The sequence below is a fragment of the Microvirga terricola genome, assembly GCF_011777495.1.
In the GTDB taxonomy this organism is placed as follows: Bacteria; Pseudomonadota; Alphaproteobacteria; order Rhizobiales; family Beijerinckiaceae; genus Microvirga; species Microvirga terricola.
This window is the reverse complement of record NZ_JAATJS010000003.1, coordinates 510,128-530,386: the sequence shown is the minus strand read 5'-3', so window position 1 is coordinate 530,386 and position 20,259 is coordinate 510,128. Positions and strand designations below refer to the sequence as shown.

Below are 20,259 nucleotides of genomic sequence, written 5' to 3'. Positions count from 1 at the left end.
AGGACCGCCGCGTCAGGCGACGCGGCGGAGGAGTTTCTCTTCCACGATGCGGGTCGCGCCAGACAGGTCCGGCAGCTTTTCGCCGTTGCGCAGACGCTCCAGCGTCTTGATCTCGGCTTCCTGCATACCGATAGCGCGCTCGGCCACGGCCTTGGCGTCGGCGGGATTGAGCACTATCACGCCGCTCTCGTCGGCGAGGACCGCATCACCCGGCTCGATCACCTGTCCGCCGACCGTGACGGGCACGTTGATCGCGCCCTCGAGGCCGAGGATCTTGGTGGTGATCGGCGAAGGACCGCGGCACCACATGCCCATCTCGACCTTGCGGATTTCCGAGAAGTCGGTGGCCGGGCCGTCGATGATGCCGGCTTTCACGCCCGCGATCTTCATGGCGTGGGTGACGACGCCGCCCCAGCACGCATGCTTGTCGTCGCCGCAGCGATCCACCACCACGATGTCGCCCGGGCGGACGAGCTTCGTCAGATAGTGCAGGATCGTGCTGTCCGCATGCGGCAGGCGCACGGTGACAGCCGTTCCGGCGATACGCTTCTCCGGCAGCACGGCGCGCAATTCGCGGTCGAGGAAGCCGGAATGGAGGAAGTGGCCGACGGTTGCCGTTTCGACCTTCTCAAGCAGCGTGACAAGCTCCTGAGAAATCTGCTTCGGCATGGGGTTTACAGTGAACATCGGCAATATCCTCAAGCAAGAACGTGGTGCTTGGCGACAGGCACGTTGCCGCGCACAACGCCGTTGTAAGAAAGGTCGAGACGGGCGGTGGTGTTGGACACGCGGTCGGAGCACTGCGCGACGATGTGACCCCACGGATCGATGACCATGGAATGGCCCCAGCACCACTTCTTGCCGCCTGCATGGGCGCCAACCTGGCCGACAGCGAGGAAGTAGGTCTGCGTCTCGATGGCGCGGGCGCGAGCCAGCACTTCCCAGTGATCCTTGCCGGTCATGAGCGTGAAGGCGGCGGGCAGCACGATCACGTCCGCACCCTTGTCGCGTAGCTTGCGAAAGAGCTCGGGGAAGCGAATGTCGTAGCAGATGGCAGCGCCAACCGTCACATCGCCGACCTTGTAGGTCACGACATCCTCGCCGCGGCTGATCGTGTCGGACTCGCGGTAGCTGACGCCGCCGGGGGTGTCGACATCGAACAGATGGATCTTGCGGTACTTCGCGATTTCCTTGCCCTTCGGGTCGAAGACCACGGTGGCGTTGTAGTGGTTGTTGCCCGAGCGCTCGACCATGCTGCCCGCGTGGATCGTCACGCCGTGCTTGGCCGCCAGCTGGGAGATCAGGCGATAAGCGTCGCCATTCGGAAACTCCTCCGCGCTGCCGTGAACATTGTCACGCCCTTCCCCGAGGTAGGCGAAGTATTCAGGCAAAACGATGAGGTCAGGCGCCTCCTCGTTCACGGCTTTCTCGATCAGGGCAGCGGCAGCTTTTAGGTTTGCCGCCTTGTCATCCCCGGAATTCATTTGGACTAGACTGACTTTCACGTCCCGGCCTCCGTTGGAACTAAGGCCTGCAGGTTGGGCGACGGAGGCAAGTCAGCACAAACGCGAAATACTTTTTATGGAGAGCAAGTTTTGCTTGTTCGGCATTGCACAATGAGGGTTTACAAGGAATTTTTCTCCTACCAGGACGCTTTGTCCGGTTGGGCGAGCGAAAATTTGTGTGCGACCTCCTGCGCCATTTGCGCTGCAACAGCCGAAATGAGGTTGTCGGGGTGGTCGTAATAGACCGCCTGAAAGGTCAGAGGCGGGAAAACGGGTGCTACGTCCAGTTCCACCAGCGCCCCTGAAGCAAGCCTGTCGCGCACGATGACCTTGGGCAGCGGCGTGATGCCGACGCCGTCCTGCGCAAGCCGCATGATGGTGGCGAGCGAATTGGAATTGTAGATCGTCGGATCCTCGATCCCTGCCTCCGCCAATTGGCGCAGGAGGCGATGATGGGGCTGGCTGTCCTTGGAATAGGCAAGGATCGGCTGGTCCGCGATTTCGGCGAGCGTCAGCGGCCTGTCGGGGAAACCGAGCTTGGGGCTTGCCAGCCACGTGCATTGGAAGGTGCAGAGGTCGAGATTGACGAGATCCGGCGCGATCACCGGCCCCATGATGAGCGCCAGATCGATCCTCCTGTCGGAGACGTCGCGCGCGATGTTGAGGCTGGTATCGGTATTGAGGTCGATGGCGACACTCGGGTAGCGACTGCGGAACTTGTCGATGAATTGCGGCAGCCACGCATGCACAATGGAATCGATAGTGCCGATGCGGATGGATCCGCGCAGGCTGCCTGGGTCGCTCACCGCCTCACGGAACTCGTTGGAGACGCGCACCAGCTCCTCGGCCTTCGCGATGGCCTGCTGACCGACCATGGTCAGCCGCACACTGCGCACGTCGCGCTCGAAAAGCCTGATGCCGAGGTCGCGCTCCAACGTCGCAATCCGGTTTGAGATGGCGGCCTGCGTCGTGTTGAGCTTTTCCGCAGCGGCGCTGAAGCTGCCCAGGCGGGCGACCCAAATGAACGTCTCCACAAAGCGCAGGTTCATCCGAGGCATATCCTCCCGCGACCGAAACAGTGTTCGGCCTTTGTTCCGGCCAACCATAGGACCTGGGGGAAGCGGAATCCACGAAAATAAACGTGACTTTGAAGCAAGGTCTTCAACGGCGAGCTCGCCGGGAACCGGACCGACATCAAGCGGCTCTCAAGAACGCCCAGCCGCAATCCGGTCCGGTTGCCAAGAACTGACTCGATCCGGAAGATGAGCGTCGGCGGCCCTTGAAAAGGTGCGCTGGCGCATATCTGCTACATCCGAACAACTGATGTATATGTGCCGTTACGGAATGCACCAATAAACGGGCGGGACCTCATGACTTGGGTTGAAGCGATCGGATGGCTGGGCGCGGTGCTGGCCATTACCGGCAGCGCGATGAAGACCATCATCCCGCTGCGCTGCATCGGCATTGCGACGAACATCGTATCGCTGACCTACGCGACTTCCATGGGGCTCTACCCCAGCATGGTCGTCAACCTGATCCTGCTGCCGCTCAACGGCGTGCGGCTCTACGAGATGCTCGGCCTGATCCGCAAGGTGAAGCGCGCCTCCAACAGCGACCTGTCGATGAGCTGGCTCAAGCCCTTTATGGCCCGGCGCAAGGTTGCCGCGGGCGAGATACTGTTCGCCAAGGGCGATGCCGCGACCTGCATGTTCTACACCCTGTCCGGGCACTATCGCCTGAGGGAACTCGGCATCGAACTGCCGCAGGGCCATGTGGTCGGGGAGATGGGCTTCATGTCCCCCGACAACAAACGCACCCAGACCCTCGAATGCGTGGAGGGCGGCGAGGTGTTGAGCATCACCTATGACGAGGTGCGCCAGCTCTACTTCCAGAACCCCGAATTCGGCTTCTATTTCCTGCGCTTGGCCAGCGAGCGGCTGTTTCACAACATGGAGCGGATGGAAGCGGAGATTGTCCGCCTGCGAAGCGAAGCCCCCGCCGCGCGCCAGCTCGAAGACGCGGTTTCAGCTTAGAATTATTACAAGGAAAGCCTACTTTAGAATTCTTATAAGTCATTGAAATAATTCGCTTTTTCATTGACGCACGATCCTCGCCGTGTTTCATGGCTCCCATGCGGAAAGCTATTCCGCGCGCCTGATCAATTGCGAAGGATCTGATGATGGTGAACGCCAATTTGACTCGCGGCCTGCTTCTCGGCGCCGCCGCTCTCGGAGCGCTGGCCGGGTCGGCCTTTTCGGCCTCTGCGCAGGGCGTTGTGAACGTCTATACGAACCGCGAGCCTGGCCTCTATTCCTCGACCCTCGACGAGTTCACCAAGGCGACGGGCATCAAGGTCAACGCCATCTTTTCCGAACAGGGGCTGGCCGAGCGCATCAAGGCCGAGGGCGAGAACAGCCCCGCCGACGTTCTCATCACCGTCGATGTCGGTCGTCTGCAGGAAGCGCTCGATCTCGGCATCACCCAGCCGTTGAAGTCGCAGGCGATCGAATCCGCTGTCCCCGCGCAGCTGCGCGATCCGGAGGGCCGCTGGTTTGCCCTCTCCATGCGCGCCCGCGCGGTCTATGCCTCGAAGGACAGGGTGAAGGACACCGCGATCACCTATGAAGACCTTGCCGACCCCAAGTGGAAGGGCAAGATCTGCACCCGCTCGTTCCAGCACCAGTATAACCTCGCGCTGACCGCTGCGATGATCGTGAAGCACGGTGAGGCCAAGACCGAGGAATGGCTGAAGGGCGTGAAGGCCAATCTCGCCAAGAAGCCCTCCGGCGGCGACCGCGATGTCGCCAAGGACATCATGGCGGGCGTCTGCGACATCGGCCTCGGCAACACCTACTATGTCGGCCTCATGACCAACGGCACGAACGCCGAGCAGAAGAAGTGGGCCGAGGCGATCCACGTCATTCTGCCGACTTTCCAGGGCGGCGGTTCCCACGTGAACGTCTCCGGCGCGGCGCTGATGAAGCATGCGCCGAACAAGGACAACGCCATCAAGCTGATCGAATTCATGACCACGCCGGAAGCGCAGCACGTCTTCGCGGATGTGAACTATGAATATCCGATCCGCCCGGGCGTCGCGGTCAATCCGCTGATCCAGTCCTTCGGCGCACTGAAGCCCGATGCCATGGCCATCTCCGCCGTCGGCAAGGCGCGCGCCAAGGCCAGCGAACTCGTCGACAAGGTCGGCTTCGACCGCTAAGGCGAGAGCGCTCCCAGTCTTCCCCCGGCAGGGAGCGCGTTTCATTTTGTTTCGGTCGCGGTCCATGAGCACCATCGCCCTTCCGTCCCATTTCTCCGCAACAGCCCTGCGGCGTGCCCTCAACGGCGCGCCGCTTTGGTCTGTCGCGGTGGTGGTGGGCGTCGCGGCTTTGGTGCTCGCTCCCCTTGTCAGCCTGCTGCACATCGCAGCGCAGGGCGAAGCGACTCTCTGGGCGAAACTGATTGCGGACGTTCTGCCCGCCGCCCTTCTCGACACCGGCATGCTCCTCGCGGGCGTCGCGATCCTTGCGGGCACCATCGGTATCGGCACCGCATGGCTCGTCACCGCTCATCGCTTTCCGGGTCGCGATGTGCTCGCGTGGCTTCTGCCCCTGCCTCTTGCTGTGCCGACCTACATCACGGCTTACATCTACGTAGAGATTTTCGACGCGGCTGGCCCGGTGCAGATGGGCCTGCGCGGCCTGATGGGCTGGACCTCGCGCGCCGATTACTGGTTCCCCGAAATCCGCTCGATCTACGGCTGCATCTTCGTGATGTCCGCCGTGCTCTATCCTTATGTTTACATCGCGTCGCGAGCGATGTTTTTGACCCAGAGCGCGAGCATGATCGAGGTGGCGCGTACGCTCGGCGCCAGCCGCTTCAAGCTCTTTCGCGTCATCGCCATTCCGCTGGCCCGCCCCGCCCTGGCGGTCGGCCTGTCGCTCGCCTTGCTCGAAGCGCTGAATGACATCGGCGCGAGCGAATATCTCGGCGTTCGCACCCTCACCGTCTCAGTGTTCAACACTTGGCTCAATCGCGGCAGCCTCGCAGGCGCGGCGCAGATCGCCTGCGTCATGCTGGCCGTCGTGATCCTGCTCATCATGTTGGAGCGGCGCGGACGGCGCGACCGGCGTTATGCTCTCTCCACCCGCCGCCCTCGCACGACACAGCCTGTGCGGCTTTCGGCGGCGGGCGGCTGGCTCGCGGCTGTCATCTGCGCCGTGCCGGTGCTGATGGGCTTCATCCTTCCGCTCGCATTTCTGATCCGCGAAGTGGCGAGCGGTGGCTTGTTCGCACAGCTCGACGAAGCGTTCCTGACGCACCTCCTGACGACCATTGGGCTCTCGGGCGCGGCCACCCTGACAACACTCGCCCTCGGCATCGTTCTGGTGACGGCCTCACGCCTGGCGCGCACGCGCCTGACCCGCGGCGCGCTGGCGGTCAGCGGCATCGGCTATGCAATTCCCGGCACGGTGCTGGCGCTTGGCCTCCTGACGCCGCTCGTCGGCATCGACTCCGTCATCGGCGGCATCTGGCGCTGGCTGACCGGACAGCACCTCGGCCTGATCATCATGGGATCGGCGGCAGGCATCGTTGTCGCCTATGTCATCCGCTTTCTGCCGATCGCAACGGGCTCCATCTCCGCCGGTCTCGATCGCGTCTCCCCCGGCCTCGAGGATGCAGGCCGCATCCTTGGTGCGAAGCCGCGCGAGCTGGTTTTGAAAATCCAGATCCCGCTACTGCGCCCGGCGCTCGCGAGCGCCGCGCTTCTCGTCTTCGTCGATTGCATCAAGGAATTGTCGGCGACGCTGCTGCTGCGCCCCCTCAACACGGAAACGCTCGCCACGCTCGTTTACGGTCACGCGTCACGAGGCGCGTTCGAAGACGGCTCGCTGGCCGCCCTCGTCATCGTGCTTGTCGGATTGGTGCCGGTAATCCAGCTCGTGCGGAGCGCCGAGGGGCGGCAGACGACGCGCGTTTCGTCAGCGAGCGCGTCGGTGTCTTCCTGAGCTTTTCAAAGAGACAATGGCCGGGACGGCCCGGAGGCCGTCCCGGAATGACGGCTGGATCACGCAGCCGATTGCCGCGCGTTCAACGCCACCTTGAAGTCCGCTTCTGTCTTGGTCTTGATCTCATCGAGCGTGACGCCGTCGGCGAGCTCGATCAGGGTCATGCCGGTGCCGCCCTTCTTGTCGATGGTGAAGACGCCGAGATCGGTGATGACCATGTCGACGACGCCCTGGCCGGTCAGCGGCAGGTTGCACGCCTTCAGAAGCTTCGGCTCGTCCTTGGCGGTATGCTCCATGACCACGACGACGCGCTTGACGCCCGCCACGAGGTCCATGGCGCCGCCCATGCCCTTCACCATCTTGCCGGGGATCATCCAGTTGGCGAGGTCGCCGTTCTGCGCCACCTGCATCGCGCCGAGGATCGAGAGATCGATGTGACCGCCGCGGATCATGCCGAAGGAATCGGCGGACGAGAAATAGCTCGTCGTCGGCAGTTCGGTGATGGTCTGCTTGCCGGCGTTGATGAGGTCGGCGTCTTCCTCGCCCTCATACGGGAACGGTCCCATGCCGAGCATGCCGTTTTCCGACTGGAGCTGCACGCGCATGCCAGTGGGGATGAAGTTGGACACCAGCGTCGGGATGCCGATGCCGAGGTTCACGTAAAAGCCGTCGCGCAGTTCCTTCGCAGCGCGGGCGGCCATCTGTTCACGGGTCCAGGCCATCTTATTTCTCCTCCCCGGCGCCCGCGGACGCCGTTTCGCGCTTGCGGGTGGTGCGCTGCTCGATGCGCTTCATCGGGTTCAGCACATGCACGATGCGCTGCACGAAAATGCCCGGCGTGTGGATGTGATCCGGGTCGATCTCGCCCGCCTGAACCAGATGCTCGACCTCGGCGATGGTGATCTTCGCGGCGGTCGCCATCATCGGGTTAAAGTTGCGGGCGGTCTTGCGGTAAACGAGGTTGCCTTCCGTGTCGCCCTTGTAGGCGTGCACCACGGCGATGTCGGCAAAAAGGCCGCGCTCCATGACGTATTTCTCGCCGTCGAATTCGCGCACTTCCTTGCCTTCGGCGATCAGGGTGCCGACGCCAGTCTTGGTGAAGAACGCCGGAATGCCCGCGCCGCCCGCGCGAATGCGCTCGGCGAGCGTGCCTTGAGGATTGAATTCCAGCTCGAGCTCGCCGGAGAGGTATTGCTGCGCAAAAAGCTTGTTCTCGCCGACATAGGACGAAATCATCTTGCGGATCTGGCGCGTCTCCAGCAGGCGGCCGAGGCCGACGCCGTCTACACCGGCATTGTTTGAAATGAAGGTCAGGTCCTTCGCACCCGACTCGCGAATCGCTTCGATCAGCGCCTCGGGGATGCCGCACAGGCCGAACCCGCCGGCCATAATGGTCATGCCATCCTTCACAAGCGCGGCCATCGCCGTGCCTGCATCTTTATAAACCTTGTCCATCAACCCCTCTCTCGGGCCTCTTCAATCGACCATCGTACCTGTTTCAAAGTCTCAAAATGGGACTGGGCGGCACCCTGCAATTTCGCCCTACTTTAGACAATCCCTCCGTATGGATATATGACGAAGCTCAAGCGTACCCGGGCGGCGTCCGGGGACGTCCCATTCATTTTTGCTCGCGCCGCGGGACAAAAGGTCACGATTTCAACTCATGTCTCGCCGCGTCGTTCTTCTCATAGCTCTGATATCGCTCGCCATTCTCGGCGCGGCAGCCGCTCCCTGGACGCTGTCGAGCACCGGGCTCTCGAGCGCGGTCAGTGAGCATTTGGGAGAGCGTTACGGCTTGCAGTTGAACGTCGAGGGCCGCAGCACCTTCGCGATGCTGCCAACGCCGCGCGTAAAATTCGAGAATGTGAAGCTGACGGCTTCCAATAGGGCGGTTTCCGTCGATGGCGGCACGTTGCGCGGCGAACTGCGTATCCTGCCCCTGATCCTGGGGCGCTTCGAAATTTCTGAAATCGCGCTCAGCGACGCGGCGATCACCGCGTCCTCTCAGGCCCTGCAGGCTCTTAACTGGGCCGACCTGCTGGCGGATCGCCCCCACACCCGGCAGGCGCGCCGCCTCATCATCATGTCCTCGTCCCTGCACTGGACGGACTTCAAGGAGGCCGATCTCGAAAAGATCAACCTCCTCGTCAATTGGGCGGGCGCGGATCAGCCGCTTCATGCCGCCGGCTCCGCCTTCTGGCGCAACGAGCCGGTGACACTGGATCGGGCGTCGTTTCATCCCGCCCTCCTGGCGGCTGACCGGATCAGCCCGGTTTCGCTCACCCTGTCGGCGCCGTTCGGACACCTGAGCCTCACCGGCGAGGCGCTGTGGGGCATCGATCCCCGCCTGTCCGGCGAGACGCTGATCGAGGCGACGTCGGTGCGGGACCTCACACGATGGAGCCGGATGGACCTGCCCTTCGGCTCGCTGATGCAGGCCCTCGCGATCAAGGGCGACGCGACGCTGAACCGCCGCCGCCTCACTTGGCCGACGGTCGCCGTCACTCTGGGAACGGACAAGCTTGAGGGCACGCTTGCCGTGCGTTTCGACGCCGAGCGCCCTGTCATCAGCGGGACGCTGGCGGCGGGCGACCTGAACCTGTCGGACTTCTTCCGCCCGCTGGCACAGACGCGGACGTCATCGGGCACCTGGAGTGACGACGCCATCGACTTGTCGCGCACGACGGGGCACGACCTCGACCTGCGTCTTTCCGCCACCGCGGCACGGCTTGGACTCGTGCGCCTCGACGACATGGCGGCGAGCGTCCTCGTCAGGCCGGGCCGGATCGAAGCATCCATCGGACGCGCTAGTTTCCACGACGGCACGCTGAAGGGCCGCCTTCTCCTCAGCTCCGTCAACGGCGTGAGCGAATTCAAGACGCAGGGCACCTTCGACGCCGTCGATGTCTCGACCTACCTGCCCGCCATGGGCGAGCCGCGCTGGCTCACGGGGCGTGCGCAGGGGCAGTTCCAGTTTGAAGGCACGGGCACGAGCCCGGCCGACGTGATCCGCCAGTCGCACGGCCGCACCTCGATCACGGTGAAGGAGGGCGAACTTGTCGGCCTCGCGCTCAACGATGCCCTGCGCCGGGTGGAAAAGCGCCCTCTCCTCGCCTCGTTGAACTGGAAAGGCGGGCGCACGCCGTTCGATCTGGCCCTGTTTACCCTCAGCGTGAAGGATGGGATCGGCGAGGTTTCGGAAGCGCGCCTCAGTTCACCGAGCCTCGTGACCAACCTGAACGGTGAGATTTCGCTGATCGAGCGGACGCTGAACCTGAAGGCGGATGTTTCGGCCGTCACCCCCGCTCCGGCTGCCGCCCCCGCTATGGTCTTCGATGTCAACGGCGGCTGGGACAACGTGATCGTCACGCCGGACGCCCGCTCGCTGATCCAGCGTTCGGGCGCAGCCAAGCCCCTCTTCGGGCCCAACGGCCTGCCGCAGAGCGAACCGCTTCCCCTCGCCGTCGTTCAGTGACTCTGTCGTTGCGCGCGCGCTGCTGAACGCTTGGTCAGCACGGTGGCGACGATCACGCCCAGCGTCACGATGCCGATGAGAATAGCCGACGCCGCGTTGACCTCCGGCGACAATCCTAAGCGCACTTGACTGTAGATCTTGATCGGCAGCGTCGTCGCGCCCGGCCCCGTGTTGAAGCTCGCGATGACGAGATCGTCGAGCGACAGCGTGAAGGCGAGCAAAAACCCGGCGACAATAGACGGCGCGATCAGCGGCAGCGTCACCGCGAAGAAGGTGCGCAGCGGCGGAGCGCCGAGATCCATCGCAGCTTCTTCAAGCGAGCGGTCAAATGTCATGAGCCGCGACTGCACCACCACCGTGACAAAGCACATGGTGAGCGTGGTGTGCGCGAGCGCGACGGTCCAGAATCCGCGGTCGAGGCCAATGGCGACAAAGAACAAGAGCAGCGACAGGCCGGTGATGACCTCCGGCATGACCATGGGCGCATAGATCATGCCGGTGAACAGCGTACGCCCGAGGAACCGCCCATAGCGGGTCAGCGCCAGCGCGGCCAGCGTGCCGAGGACGGTCGAGAGGCCGGCCGAAAGCAGCGCGATGCGCAGCGTCACCCAGGCCGCCTCCATCAGCGCCTCGTTGCGGAACAGCGCGCCATACCATTGCGTCGAAAATCCGCCCCACACGGTGACGAGACGCGAGGCGTTGAACGAATAAACGACCAGCAGCAGGATCGGCAGGTAGAGAAACGCGAAGCCGAAAACCAGCGAGGTGACATTGAACAGGCTCAGGCGGCGGGTCATCGTTCCGTCTCCAGCCGCCGTGCCTCGACGTCGCGATAGATCACGATGGGCATCACCAGAATGATGAGAAGCAGAATGGCGACGGCGGATGCCAGCGGCCAATCGCGGTTCGAGAAGAACTCGCTCCACAGCTGACGCCCGATCATCAGCGTTTCCGACCCGCCGAGCAGATCCGGAATCACGAACTCGCCCACCGCCGGAATGAAGCAGAGAAGCGAGCCCGCGATGATGCCGGGCATGGCAAGCGGCACGGTGATGGTCCAGAAGGAGCGCCAGGGCGTCGAGCCGAGGTCGAGGGCTGCTTCGAGCAGCGTGTCGTCCATCTTCTCCAGCGTCGCATAGAGCGGCAGCACCATGAACGGCAGATAGGCATAGACGATGCCGATATAGACCGCCGTTTCGGTGTTGAGAATGTTCAGCGGCTCGGAGATGAGCCCAAGCCCCATCAGCGTCTGCGTCAGCAACCCTTCAGGCTTCAGGATCGCGATCCAGGCATAGATGCGGATCAGGAAGCTCGTCCAGAACGGCAGGATGACGAGAGCAACCAGCAGCGAGCGGTGCCGCTCCGGCGCGCGCGCCATGCCATAGGCGATGGGAAAGCCGACGAGCAGCAGCAGGATCGTCGAGATCGCCGCGATCCGCACGGAGGAAAGCGTCGCGCGCAGGTACAGATCGTCTCCGACGAGCAGCTCGAAATTCTCGACATCGAGCTGCGAGAAGAAGCCCACAATGTCGTTCCAGTCGAACACCGGCTTGTAGGGCGGCTGCGCCACCGCCGTGTCCGACAGGCTGATCTTGAGGACGATCAGAAACGGCACGAGAAAGAACACGCCGAGCCAGAGATAAGGCACGGCGGGGACGAGAGCGGCCAACCATTTCCGCGAGAGGGAGCGCCCGGCCATGGCTATTCCGCCAGGATCACCGCCGCATCCGGCGCGAAGGTGACATAGACCTGCTCATCCCAGTCGATGGGGTTCTCGACGAAGCGCGAGGCGTTGGCACGGGTCACACGCACGATGGCGCCCGAGGCGAGCTTGACGCGGTAGACCGTCCAATCGCCGAGATAGCCGATGTCCCACACCTCGCCGGTGAGCACGTTGGGCACATTGGCGGGCGGAGGATCGCGCTGGATCAGCATTTTTTCCGGCCGCACGGCGATGGCGACCGCCTGGCCGGAATTCAGCACCTCGTCGGGGTCGTCGATGGTCAGCGGCGCCTGCGCCGAGGGCGTCGCGACGCGCCACAGGCCGTTTTCCTGGCCCATGACATTGCCTTCGAGAATGTTCACGTCGCCGACGAATTCCGCGATGAAGCGTGTCTTCGGCTGCTCGTAGATCTCACCCGGCGTCGCGACCTGCACCAGATGCCCATGGTCCATGACCGCGATGCGGTCGGCCATGGTCATGGCCTCTTCCTGGTCGTGGGTGACGACGACGAAGGTCATGCCGAGTTCGTGCTGAATATCCATCAGCTCGAACTGGGTCTCCTCGCGCAGCTTCTTGTCGAGCGCGCCGAGGGGTTCGTCGAGAAGCAGCAGCTTCGGACGCTTGGCGAGCGCGCGAGCGAGCGCCACGCGCTGGCGCTGGCCGCCGGAGAGCTGGCTCGGATAACGCTTGGCGAGGCGCTCCAACTGCACGAGGCGGAGCATTTCCTCCACGCGCGAGGCAATTTCACCCCTGGGCAGCCCGTCCTGCTTCAGGCCGAAGGCGATGTTCTTTTCCACGTTCATGTGCGGAAAGAGCGCGTAGGACTGGAACATCATGTTCACGGGCCGGCGGTAGGGCGGCACACCTGCGAGGTCAGCGCTGCCGAGCGTAATGCGGCCGGCCGTCGGCTGCTCGAAACCGGCGAGCATCCGCATGAGGGTGGTCTTGCCGCAGCCTGAAGGGCCAAGCAAGCAGAAGAATTCCCCCTCGAAGATATCCAGGGACAGGTTGTCCACGGCGACGGCGTCGCCAAACCGCTTCGTGATATTCTCGAAACGGATTAGGGGCCTGGCGCTGGAATCGGCCCAGGGCGCAAAGGACCGGCGCACGGCGCCGACGGAGGCAGATTGTCGGGAAGGAGGAGGCAAGGTAGCGGCACTTCAACCTGAGCAGGAAACTGGCTCGCAAACTAGGATGAACCGCGCAAGAGAACAACAGTCTAAAACCCCCATCCCCTATGGATAAAATCGGATACTGGATAGGGCGAGAAGCCGCCTTCCACTGTTAGCCTACGTACATCCTACCTGAGTTCGGGGAGCGGTATTCAAAAGCCTCCGGCCCTACATAGTCGGCCTCGCGCATAGAGATCTCGATGAGAGACCCATCATCGAAGGAAAAGGTTAGGCCGTCGGCACAGCGAGACACAGCGGCGACAATATAGGTCAGCCGCTCGCAAAGGCGGTCACGAAACCCAGGTTCGCCATCGCGAACCCGCCAACCCGGCCCCGCGACCGCGATGCTGGAATAGACGTTGAAGTGGTGCTCGTTGAAACCCAATTGCCAGTAATCCATGACGAAAACCACCATACTTAGGCGCTGGCCGACTACGTCCTGGAGGTCCTTCGAAAATGGAGAATACGGTTCGGCCATTGCGCTTCGCTCTCTCAGTGCGACTAGCCTATCATGGGGTTTTAATCTGCAACACAGGCCGAACAACGCTTGCCGCTATGGCTTGCAAACCGCCCGCGCAACGCCTTACTTTAAACCCGCTCGCCCATTCCGGGCGGGTGATGATCTCAGGGCGGGGTGGAAGTCCCCACCGGCGGTAAGTGGGCGAGATCCCACAAGCCCGCGAGCGCTCCCCATACCCGATGGGGAGGTCAGCAGATTCGGTGAAAATCCGAAGCCGACGGTCACAGTCCGGATGAAAGAGATTGGTCGTTGCGACCCGCGCGCGCTCAACCCGCGGCCCGTCGCTGCTTCCGCATGCCCTGATTCATGTTCAGGCCATAGATAAGGAAGCCAACGTGGATCAGCTCAACCAACCCTCGAAAACCTCCTCCGGGGCGCAGGCGCGCCAGGGGCGGATCGCCTTCGTTCAATCGTGCTGGCACAAGGACATCGTCGACCGCTGCCGGGACGCGTTTCTCGCCGCGATGGCGGAAGACGGCGCAGACCGTGCCATCGACCTTTATCAGGTGCCCGGCGCGTTCGAGATCCCGCTTCTCGCGAAGCGGCTCGCAACAAGCGGCCGATATGACGCCATCGTCGCCTCAGGGCTTGTGGTGGACGGCGGCATCTATCGCCATGAATTCGTGGCCGATGCGGTGATCTCGGCGCTCATGCGCGTGCAGCTTGAGACGGATGTCCCCGTTCTCTCCGCCGTCCTGACGCCGCAGCACTTCCACGAGCACGACACGCACCGCGAATTCTTCACGGCGCATTTCGACGTGAAGGGCCGCGAGGCGGCAGCCGCGTGTTTGGCGGTCACGGACGCGTCCTATGGACAGCCGGTAAAAGGCTAACCGCGAGGAGGATCGCCGCGTCGCGCGACGGTCCTCCCCTGCCCGTTCTACTGCACGGGCTGAGTCGTATCGGCGAGCGACGCGCGGTCCCGGCCGCCGTTTATTTTGCGCAACTCGTTGATGAAATCCGCCGGATAGAGCAGCGTCGAGGACGGCGTTCCCAGCCCCATGTACCGGGCGATATCGGCAACGAAGGCATTGCAGTTGTAGGCCACCGCGCTCCACAGCGGCGAGTTCGCCTGCAATTTCCTGATGAACGCAATGACCTTCGCGTATTCAGCGTCGTTGAGCAGCACGCGATAGCGCGCGGAGACATATTGTTCCTCGAGATCGCCGTCGCTCGGGCCCGTCTCCGAGGCGACGGGCACGACATGGCCGATCATCCAGGGCACCGGACTGTCACCCTTGGGATGAAGGCCGGCCACTTCGCGCTCGACGATGCTGCCCTTGGCGTTCAGCCGTCCGAACATCGCGAAGGTGTGTCCGTAGCTGAGGGCATATCGCGAGCGGAACTCGATGAAATATTGCCCTGTCGCCGCGCGGGCAGGTTTCTTGACCTTGCCGTTTTGCGCGCTGGCCACCTCGATGCGGCCGCTGCTCGTGTTGGAAGCTTGCGCGGTCGTTGTCGAAACCGCGAATACGGCGGATATGGCAAAGATCCAGGTCAGTTTATTCGTGATGTACCGCAAGGTTCGCTCCCATTATTGAAGCGTGCGCCGCGGATAACAAGCCTTGCCCCTCGACGCACAAATAATCGAAGAAGCAGTCCGAAGTAATTTTAGTATTTGCGAGAGCAAGAGGGTCGGCTTTCGCCGACCCTTCAAGCTGGGATTAACCCTTCGTGATGACGGGCGCGATGGGCGCCGGCGGCGGGGCCTTTCCCTTACCTAACCAACCACCTGCGCAAGCGGTGGACGAGAGAACGACAAGAGTTGCAACTGTGATCAGAGCGACTTTTTGCATCGCGACACCTCTCCTTTAACTTGCGAAGTCTATCATAAACGCTAAGCTTTCACTAGTATCAAAAAAGAGGTTATTCTTATTACTATATTTACTCTTTGGAGTATGAATATAGTATACGCAGCAACTCTGCCATCACTTGGTCATAACTCAAGGAATGCTGGTATTTCCTCTAAGATAGGTCACTTTGCGAAAAGTCTAGGGGCCGAGCTTCGAGATCGAGCCCTCTTGTCCTATCCAGCGGCCGTTTTCAGATGAGCCAGGGGATCAGCCGGGAGGTCCGGGCCATGTAGGTGCGATAGGGCTCGCCGAAGGCCTCGATCATGAGGCGCTCCTCCTGCGCCACCCGGAAGAGGTAGAGCGTGCCGAAGCCGACGATGCCCGAAAAACCCGCCACAAAATTCGGCAGAAGCAGCGCCTGCGCGACCGCCCAGAGCCAGAAGGCGGTGTACATCGGATGGCGCACATACCGATAGATGCCGTCGGTCACGAGCTTATGGTTCTCGCGGACTTCGAGAGAGACCGACCAATTGCGCCCCAGCGCCTTGTGCGTGAGGCGGAACATCACCAGCGCCGCGATGGCGACCGCGATGCCGATGGATGCCTGCACAGGCTGAAACGGATAGGCGGCGACTTTCGGAAAGCCCGTCGCGATGTAGAGAAACGGAATGATGCCGAGGCCCGTCGTCGAGATGGTCAGAAGCGTTATCTCACGCCAGCCGCGCGCGCTTCGGGCGACCGGCGTACGCCGCGAGCGCCGGACATGCGGGATGCGCATCACCCACCAGCCGACCGCGAGCAGAACGAACGCAGTCTTGGCAATCGTCGGCGTCATCAACGGCTCATCTCCACGGTGCCTTCGAAAACAAGCGGTTCGACATCGGCACTCTCACGGAGGGCTCCGTCGTCGTTGATCGCCGAGACCGCTCCGTCCGCATAACTCACCTGACGCTCCACGGAAAGCGGCCCGCACAGAAGCATGAAGTAGTCGTAAGACGCCCGCTGATCGTTGCCGGCGACGAACTGGCAATGGACCTTGAAGAAGTTACGACGCATGCGCCGATAGCGCGCTGGCAGCACCATGCGGCGGATGCGCGCCACCCGCACCACGGGCCGCCCCGGCACGGCGAGCCCCATCGCGGTGACCGGGTTGGTCTTATAGAAATTCATCACGTCGGTCAGCGCCTGATACTCCGCCCAGAAAACCTGGGAGGCCGAGGCCACGCGCCCTACCGCCGCGCGGAACCGCGTGGCGCCCCCATGCAGTCCGATCTTCAGGAGCGACGAGCCGACCGATGCGAGGGCAAGGCGCGCGCGGCCCTTGCCGAGGGCGGGATCGAGCGGGAGAGCCCGGTCGACCAGATCGACCGCGAGCACCGCGCCGAGGCTGTGGCCGATCACCAAAATCTCGTCCACATCACTGTCCCGCGCGCTGGTGACGAGGTCGCGGGCGACCCTGTCGAGCCGCGCTTCGAGCAGCTTCTCATGCCCGCGGATGTAGCCTCGTGAGAAAATCCAGTCGTCGAAGAGAAGCGGCAGATAGAACTGCCGCGCGGGCCAGACCATCAGCAGGGCGAAGGCGGCAAGACCCACGCCCCAGCCGACGAGGACCGAACCGGCGGCATCGCCCGCGAGCCGCCCGGTAACGAAGGCCAGGGCCGCGAGCATCGCAAACAGCACGAACGGATAGAGGAAAAACCCCGCATAGCGCCAATTGAAGCGAAAATACCCCCACAGCGCGCCGGAAGCGACGAAATCCGCGAAGGCTAGGAGCGCAAGCGGGATGCGCCGCCACATGGGCCGGTGCTCGGCTTGCTTGATGACATCATCCCATCGCAACAGGCGATATTCTGTTTCGACGCGCCAGTTCGGCCCCCAGGTCGCCACCTGCCAGGAGGCGGTGTCGTCCTGAACGACGGGCTCGGACAGGGTCGCGGTCACGGACCATGTCGTCCGAAAACGACTCAACTCCCGCGCGAATCGCTGATGGACCGCGCGAGGCTCGGTGGGGTCATATCCGCCCACATGGTAGACGAGACGCTTGGTGATCGAAGGCTCCGCCATTCCTTCCCCAGATTGCAGGCCCGCCACGATGGGCTCCGGCGCGATTGTTCTAATGTTGTTTGGAGGACACGCCAGAGTAGTCGAACGGTGATGATGCACCGTCCGGCAAGTGTGACACCAAAAATTTTATCGGCAAGCCACGGCTGTGGAAACTCGGCCAAGGGTCTCCCTTGAGCCGCTCCGCCGAGAGGCCGATATCAGGACGACAGATGTGTCTTGAGTGAGGCGACCGATGCAGCTCACACCCGGAATGGCCCTTTTGGCCATCGTCGGAACGCTGGCCTATCTCGGGCTTGCCATCCTCGGCGCAGGCGGCCTCGGAGCCTTCTTCTCGCACCCTCCCCTCATCGCCCTCACCGTCGTTCTCTTCGCGCTGACCATCGCAGCTCTGTTTACGAGCGGGAATCTCAGCCCCGGCGTGTGTGAGGACCGCGCCAATCGCTGGGTGCTCGCGGCGTTTGGGGTGCTCGCGGCGTTTGGGGTGCTCGGCCTGCTGATCGCCATTCTCCCCGCCTATACGGACCAGAAGGACTTTTGGGTTCTGGATGGAGAAGCCGTCCGTTGGGTCGGCGTCGTTCTCTTCGCGCTCGGCGGCGTTTTGCGGATCTGGCCGGTCTTCGTGCTCGGTCGCCGTTTCAGCGGGCTTGTGGCCATCCAGCCGGGGCATGAGCTAGTCACGACCGGCATCTACGGAATCATCCGTCATCCGAGCTATCTGGGACTTTTGATCAATTCGCTCGGATGGGCACTGGCCTTCCGCTCAGGCGTCGGCGTGCTGCTCACCGCGCTTTTGCTTGTGCCGCTTCTGGCGCGCATCCGCGCTGAGGAGCGATTGCTGCGGCAGCAGTTCGGAGCGGAATACGACGCCTATTGCCGCCGCACGTCGCGGTTCATCCCGGGCCTGTGGTAAGATTGGGCCTAGACGATACTCAAATGACGGGGAGCGACAACGACCATGCAGAAGGCGAAGAGCGGCTCGGCAGAAGGAACCGGAGGAGACTCTCCCTCTCAGCTGATCAATGCGAGAATCAAGGAGTTGGGTGATTGGCGGGGCGAGACGCTCGCCCGGGTCCGCGCTCTCATCAAGCAAGCTGATCCCGAAGTGGTCGAGGAGTGGAAGTGGAGAGGGATTCCGGTGTGGTCACACGCCGGAATCATCTGCACCGGTGAGACGTATAAGAATGTCGTGAAGCTGACCTTTGCCAAGGGCGCCTCGTTGGAGGACCCTTCGCGCCTCTTCAACTCCAGCCTTGAAGGCAACACCAGACGCGCCATCGACCTTCATGAGAGCGACGAGATCGATGAAAAGGCATTAATGACGCTCATTCGCGCCGCCGCGGCCCTGAACACGTCCTCAGCCGCAAAGCGGTCGGCGGGCAAACGGTAGCAGCGGGCCATTAGTGCCCGCCGCCGCCTCCCGCAGGCGCGGCGCGGGGTTTCTTGATGAAGGGCAGCGCCAGGAGCAGGCCGAGGAAGAGAACCGTCAGCAGCAGGAACACGTCCGCGAACGACATCACGAGCGCCTGCTTGCGCAACATGTTCGACATGGTCTTGATCGCCGCCGCTTGCGCGTCCGAGCCGAGACTCTGAAACTTCGTGGTCATGTTGTTCAGGGTCTCGACGGCCGTCCAGCGGTCCCAGCTCACGTTCTCGCGCAGGCGTGTGAGGTGGAGGTCCCAACGGTCGTTGATCATGGTGTTGATCAACGCCAGCCCAACTGCACCACCGAGATTGCGGGTGAGATTGTAGAGACCCGACGCGTTCTTGATGCGCTCCGGCGGCAAAGTGCCGAGCGCGATGTTGTTGATCGGCACCATGCAGATCATCAGGCCAACGCCGCGGAAGATCTGCGGCAGGAAGAGTTCCCAAAAGTCCCAGTCCTTCGTCAGCCCGGACATGATCCAGGTGCCGATGGCGAACGACGTAAAGCCCATCGCCATCATGACGCGCGGATCGAGTTTGCGCGATAGCATGCCCGCGATGGGTGCGGTGAGGAACATGCACGCGCCCGACACGAACATGGTCTCGCCGATCTGCAGCGATGAATATCCGCGCACTCGTCCGAGATAGACCGGGTAGAGATAGGTCAGGCCGTAAAGGCCGATACCCATGATGAAACTGAATCCGGAACCGGCCATGAAGTTGCGGTCGGCGAAAGCGCGCAGGTCCACGATCGGGTGCCTTGCGGTGAAGACGCGATAGAAGAAGGCCAGTGCCGCCACCACACACAAAACGGTCAGCACCAGCACCATATCGTCCTGGAACCAGTCGTTGATCGGCCCCTCTTCCAGCACGTATTCGAGACTGCCGAGGAAGAGCGCCATGAAGCCAAGACCCGCCCAGTCGAAGGTCTTGAACAGATCGAAATTCGGCTCGTCGAAATCGACCAGCAGATAGGTCGAGATCGTCACGAAGATTCCGGGCACGATGTTGACCAGAAACAGCCAATGCCAGGAAAACAGATCGGTGAGATAGCCGCCGATGGTCGGACCCACCGTCGGCGCGAGCGTCGCCACGAGACCGATGATTGGCGAGATCACGGGCCGCTTCTCCGGCGGGAAGATGGTGAAGGCCGAAGCGAACACCGTCGGGATCATGCCGCCGCCGATGAAGCCCTGCAGCGCGCGCCACAGGATCATCTGTTCGATGGAGGTCGAGGTGGCGCACATGAAGCTCATGAGCGTGAAGCCGCCGGACGCGATGACGAACATCCACCGCGTCGAGAGCACGCGCGAGAGCGTGCCCGAGAGCGGGATCATGATGACCTCCGCAATCAGGTAGCTCGTCTGTACCCAGGAGATTTCATCCGACGAGGCCGAGAGGCCCGCCTGAATTTCCGCAAGCGACGCCGAGACGATCTGGATGTCCAGGATCGCCATGAACATGCCGAAGACCATGCAGAAGAATGCGAAGGTCCGACGACGGTCGAGCGACGTGGACTTCGCGACGGGCATGGAACCTGACGGCTTGCCTGCAAGGGCGGCGGATGCGGCCATGGCGG

20 protein-coding genes and 1 riboswitch are annotated in these 20,259 nt (G+C 62.7%); of the genes, 7 read left to right on the top strand and 13 right to left on the bottom strand.

Annotated elements, in window-relative coordinates; all coding sequences use genetic code 11:
* Positions 1 to 12 precede the first annotated feature (12 nt).
* The 3 genes from HB375_RS10875 to HB375_RS10865 all read right to left on the bottom strand — a co-directional run bounded on the left by HB375_RS10875 (position 13) and on the right by HB375_RS10865 (position 2,554).
* Positions 13 to 687, bottom strand: a complete 675-nt coding sequence (locus HB375_RS10875; protein ID WP_167673004.1) for an RraA family protein — start codon at positions 685 to 687, stop codon at positions 13 to 15.
* 11 nt (positions 688 to 698) lie between these two features.
* A complete protein-coding gene (locus tag HB375_RS10870) occupies positions 699 to 1,505 on the bottom strand; it encodes a nitrilase-related carbon-nitrogen hydrolase (RefSeq protein ID WP_167673003.1) in 807 nt (268 codons plus the stop codon).
* A 137-nt stretch (positions 1,506 to 1,642) separates the two neighbouring features.
* Positions 1,643 to 2,554: a LysR family transcriptional regulator gene (locus HB375_RS10865; RefSeq protein WP_205800139.1), complete on the bottom strand. Its 912-nt coding sequence runs from the start codon at positions 2,552 to 2,554 to the stop codon at positions 1,643 to 1,645.
* A gap of 321 nt (positions 2,555 to 2,875) precedes the next feature.
* On the opposite strand from HB375_RS10865, the gene HB375_RS10860 reads away from it, so the two are divergent.
* From HB375_RS10860 to HB375_RS10850, 3 genes are all read left to right on the top strand, one after another.
* Positions 2,876 to 3,538: a Crp/Fnr family transcriptional regulator gene (locus HB375_RS10860; RefSeq protein WP_167673001.1), complete on the top strand. Its 663-nt coding sequence runs from the start codon at positions 2,876 to 2,878 to the stop codon at positions 3,536 to 3,538.
* 143 nt (positions 3,539 to 3,681) lie between these two features.
* Entirely contained in the window at positions 3,682 to 4,722 is a 1,041-nt protein-coding gene (locus HB375_RS10855) for a Fe(3+) ABC transporter substrate-binding protein (protein ID WP_167673000.1), read from the top strand.
* Positions 4,723 to 4,786: 64 nt separating this feature from the next.
* Positions 4,787 to 6,511 (top strand): ABC transporter permease, encoded by a 1,725-nt coding sequence (locus tag HB375_RS10850; protein ID WP_167672999.1) that lies wholly within the window; start codon positions 4,787 to 4,789, stop codon positions 6,509 to 6,511.
* Positions 6,512 to 6,570: 59 nt separating this feature from the next.
* Here the strand turns inward: HB375_RS10850 and HB375_RS10845 are convergent, their stop codons facing one another.
* Positions 6,571 to 7,233 (bottom strand): 3-oxoacid CoA-transferase subunit B, encoded by a 663-nt coding sequence (locus HB375_RS10845; protein ID WP_167672998.1) that lies wholly within the window; start codon positions 7,231 to 7,233, stop codon positions 6,571 to 6,573.
* A 1-nt stretch (position 7,234) separates the two neighbouring features.
* Positions 7,235 to 7,966, bottom strand: coding sequence for a CoA transferase subunit A (locus tag HB375_RS10840; RefSeq protein ID WP_167672997.1), 732 nt, complete (start codon positions 7,964 to 7,966; stop codon positions 7,235 to 7,237).
* Between the two features lie 208 nt (positions 7,967 to 8,174).
* On the opposite strand from HB375_RS10840, the gene HB375_RS10835 reads away from it, so the two are divergent.
* Entirely contained in the window at positions 8,175 to 9,986 is a 1,812-nt protein-coding gene (locus HB375_RS10835) for an AsmA family protein (RefSeq protein WP_167672996.1), read from the top strand.
* Here the strand turns inward: HB375_RS10835 and HB375_RS10830 are convergent.
* From HB375_RS10830 to HB375_RS10815, 4 genes are all read right to left on the bottom strand, one after another.
* The gene (locus HB375_RS10830; RefSeq protein WP_167672995.1) at positions 9,980 to 10,783 is read right to left on the bottom strand and encodes an ABC transporter permease; all 804 of its coding nucleotides are present in this window, start codon (positions 10,781 to 10,783) and stop codon (positions 9,980 to 9,982) included. The genes HB375_RS10835 and HB375_RS10830 overlap by 7 nt on opposite strands.
* Positions 10,780 to 11,685: an ABC transporter permease gene (locus tag HB375_RS10825; RefSeq protein WP_167672994.1), complete on the bottom strand. Its 906-nt coding sequence runs from the start codon at positions 11,683 to 11,685 to the stop codon at positions 10,780 to 10,782. Before HB375_RS10825 ends, HB375_RS10830 begins: the two co-directional genes overlap by 4 nt.
* 2 nt (positions 11,686 to 11,687) lie before the next feature.
* Complete coding sequence (locus HB375_RS10820; protein ID WP_343232392.1) at positions 11,688 to 12,818, bottom strand: ABC transporter ATP-binding protein; 1,131 nt, start codon at positions 12,816 to 12,818, stop codon at positions 11,688 to 11,690.
* Positions 12,819 to 12,993: 175 nt separating this feature from the next.
* Positions 12,994 to 13,359: a hypothetical protein gene (locus HB375_RS10815; protein ID WP_167672992.1), complete on the bottom strand. Its 366-nt coding sequence runs from the start codon at positions 13,357 to 13,359 to the stop codon at positions 12,994 to 12,996.
* A gap of 138 nt (positions 13,360 to 13,497) precedes the next feature.
* A riboswitch (FMN riboswitch) is annotated at positions 13,498 to 13,649 on the top strand.
* An 87-nt stretch (positions 13,650 to 13,736) separates the two neighbouring features.
* On the opposite strand from HB375_RS10815, the gene HB375_RS10810 reads away from it, so the two are divergent.
* Positions 13,737 to 14,234 carry a 6,7-dimethyl-8-ribityllumazine synthase gene (locus HB375_RS10810; protein ID WP_167672991.1) on the top strand — a complete coding sequence of 166 codons (498 nt, stop codon included), beginning with the start codon at positions 13,737 to 13,739 and terminating at the stop codon, positions 14,232 to 14,234.
* Between the two features lie 47 nt (positions 14,235 to 14,281).
* Here the strand turns inward: HB375_RS10810 and HB375_RS10805 are convergent, their stop codons facing one another.
* The 3 genes from HB375_RS10805 to HB375_RS10795 form a co-directional block, all read right to left on the bottom strand.
* Positions 14,282 to 14,923, bottom strand: coding sequence for a hypothetical protein (locus HB375_RS10805; RefSeq protein ID WP_167672990.1), 642 nt, complete (start codon positions 14,921 to 14,923; stop codon positions 14,282 to 14,284).
* A 521-nt stretch (positions 14,924 to 15,444) separates the two neighbouring features.
* Positions 15,445 to 16,029: a protein-S-isoprenylcysteine O-methyltransferase gene (locus HB375_RS10800; protein ID WP_167672989.1), complete on the bottom strand. Its 585-nt coding sequence runs from the start codon at positions 16,027 to 16,029 to the stop codon at positions 15,445 to 15,447.
* Entirely contained in the window at positions 16,029 to 17,258 is a 1,230-nt protein-coding gene (locus HB375_RS10795) for a hypothetical protein (RefSeq protein ID WP_167672988.1), read from the bottom strand. Before HB375_RS10795 ends, HB375_RS10800 begins: the two co-directional genes overlap by 1 nt.
* 232 nt (positions 17,259 to 17,490) lie before the next feature.
* Between HB375_RS10795 and HB375_RS10790 the strand changes: the two genes are divergently transcribed.
* Positions 17,491 to 18,168: a methyltransferase family protein gene (locus HB375_RS10790; RefSeq protein WP_167672987.1), complete on the top strand. Its 678-nt coding sequence runs from the start codon at positions 17,491 to 17,493 to the stop codon at positions 18,166 to 18,168.
* Between the two features lie 45 nt (positions 18,169 to 18,213).
* A complete protein-coding gene (locus HB375_RS10785) occupies positions 18,214 to 18,645 on the top strand; it encodes a DUF1801 domain-containing protein (RefSeq protein WP_167672986.1) in 432 nt (143 codons plus the stop codon).
* A 10-nt stretch (positions 18,646 to 18,655) separates the two neighbouring features.
* On the opposite strand, the gene HB375_RS10780 is transcribed toward HB375_RS10785, so the two are convergent.
* Entirely contained in the window at positions 18,656 to 20,254 is a 1,599-nt protein-coding gene (locus HB375_RS10780; RefSeq protein ID WP_167672985.1) for a DHA2 family efflux MFS transporter permease subunit, read from the bottom strand.
* Positions 20,255 to 20,259: the final 5 nt, after the last annotated feature.

What these genes read in the sequence shown, in the direction of transcription:
- HB375_RS10875 (WP_167673004.1), bottom strand. Translation starts at nt 687, where the DNA reads ATGTTCACTGTAAACCCCATGCCGAAGCAGATTTCTCAGGAGCTTGTC.
- HB375_RS10865 (WP_205800139.1), bottom strand. Translation starts at nt 2,554, where the DNA reads ATGAACCTGCGCTTTGTGGAGACGTTCATTTGGGTCGCCCGCCTGGGC.
- HB375_RS10860 (WP_167673001.1), top strand. Translation starts at nt 2,876, where the DNA reads ATGACTTGGGTTGAAGCGATCGGATGGCTGGGCGCGGTGCTGGCCATT.
- HB375_RS10855 (WP_167673000.1), top strand. Translation starts at nt 3,682, where the DNA reads ATGATGGTGAACGCCAATTTGACTCGCGGCCTGCTTCTCGGCGCCGCC.
- HB375_RS10850 (WP_167672999.1), top strand. Translation starts at nt 4,787, where the DNA reads ATGAGCACCATCGCCCTTCCGTCCCATTTCTCCGCAACAGCCCTGCGG.
- HB375_RS10845 (WP_167672998.1), bottom strand. Translation starts at nt 7,233, where the DNA reads ATGGCCTGGACCCGTGAACAGATGGCCGCCCGCGCTGCGAAGGAACTG.
- HB375_RS10840 (WP_167672997.1), bottom strand. Translation starts at nt 7,966, where the DNA reads ATGGACAAGGTTTATAAAGATGCAGGCACGGCGATGGCCGCGCTTGTG.
- HB375_RS10835 (WP_167672996.1), top strand. Translation starts at nt 8,175, where the DNA reads ATGTCTCGCCGCGTCGTTCTTCTCATAGCTCTGATATCGCTCGCCATT.
- HB375_RS10830 (WP_167672995.1), bottom strand. Translation starts at nt 10,783, where the DNA reads ATGACCCGCCGCCTGAGCCTGTTCAATGTCACCTCGCTGGTTTTCGGC.
- HB375_RS10825 (WP_167672994.1), bottom strand. Translation starts at nt 11,685, where the DNA reads ATGGCCGGGCGCTCCCTCTCGCGGAAATGGTTGGCCGCTCTCGTCCCC.
- HB375_RS10815 (WP_167672992.1), bottom strand. Translation starts at nt 13,359, where the DNA reads ATGGCCGAACCGTATTCTCCATTTTCGAAGGACCTCCAGGACGTAGTC.
- HB375_RS10800 (WP_167672989.1), bottom strand. Translation starts at nt 16,029, where the DNA reads ATGACGCCGACGATTGCCAAGACTGCGTTCGTTCTGCTCGCGGTCGGC.
- HB375_RS10795 (WP_167672988.1), bottom strand. Translation starts at nt 17,258, where the DNA reads ATGGCGGAGCCTTCGATCACCAAGCGTCTCGTCTACCATGTGGGCGGA.
- HB375_RS10790 (WP_167672987.1), top strand. Translation starts at nt 17,491, where the DNA reads ATGCAGCTCACACCCGGAATGGCCCTTTTGGCCATCGTCGGAACGCTG.
- HB375_RS10785 (WP_167672986.1), top strand. Translation starts at nt 18,214, where the DNA reads ATGCAGAAGGCGAAGAGCGGCTCGGCAGAAGGAACCGGAGGAGACTCT.
- HB375_RS10780 (WP_167672985.1), bottom strand. Translation starts at nt 20,254, where the DNA reads ATGGCCGCATCCGCCGCCCTTGCAGGCAAGCCGTCAGGTTCCATGCCC.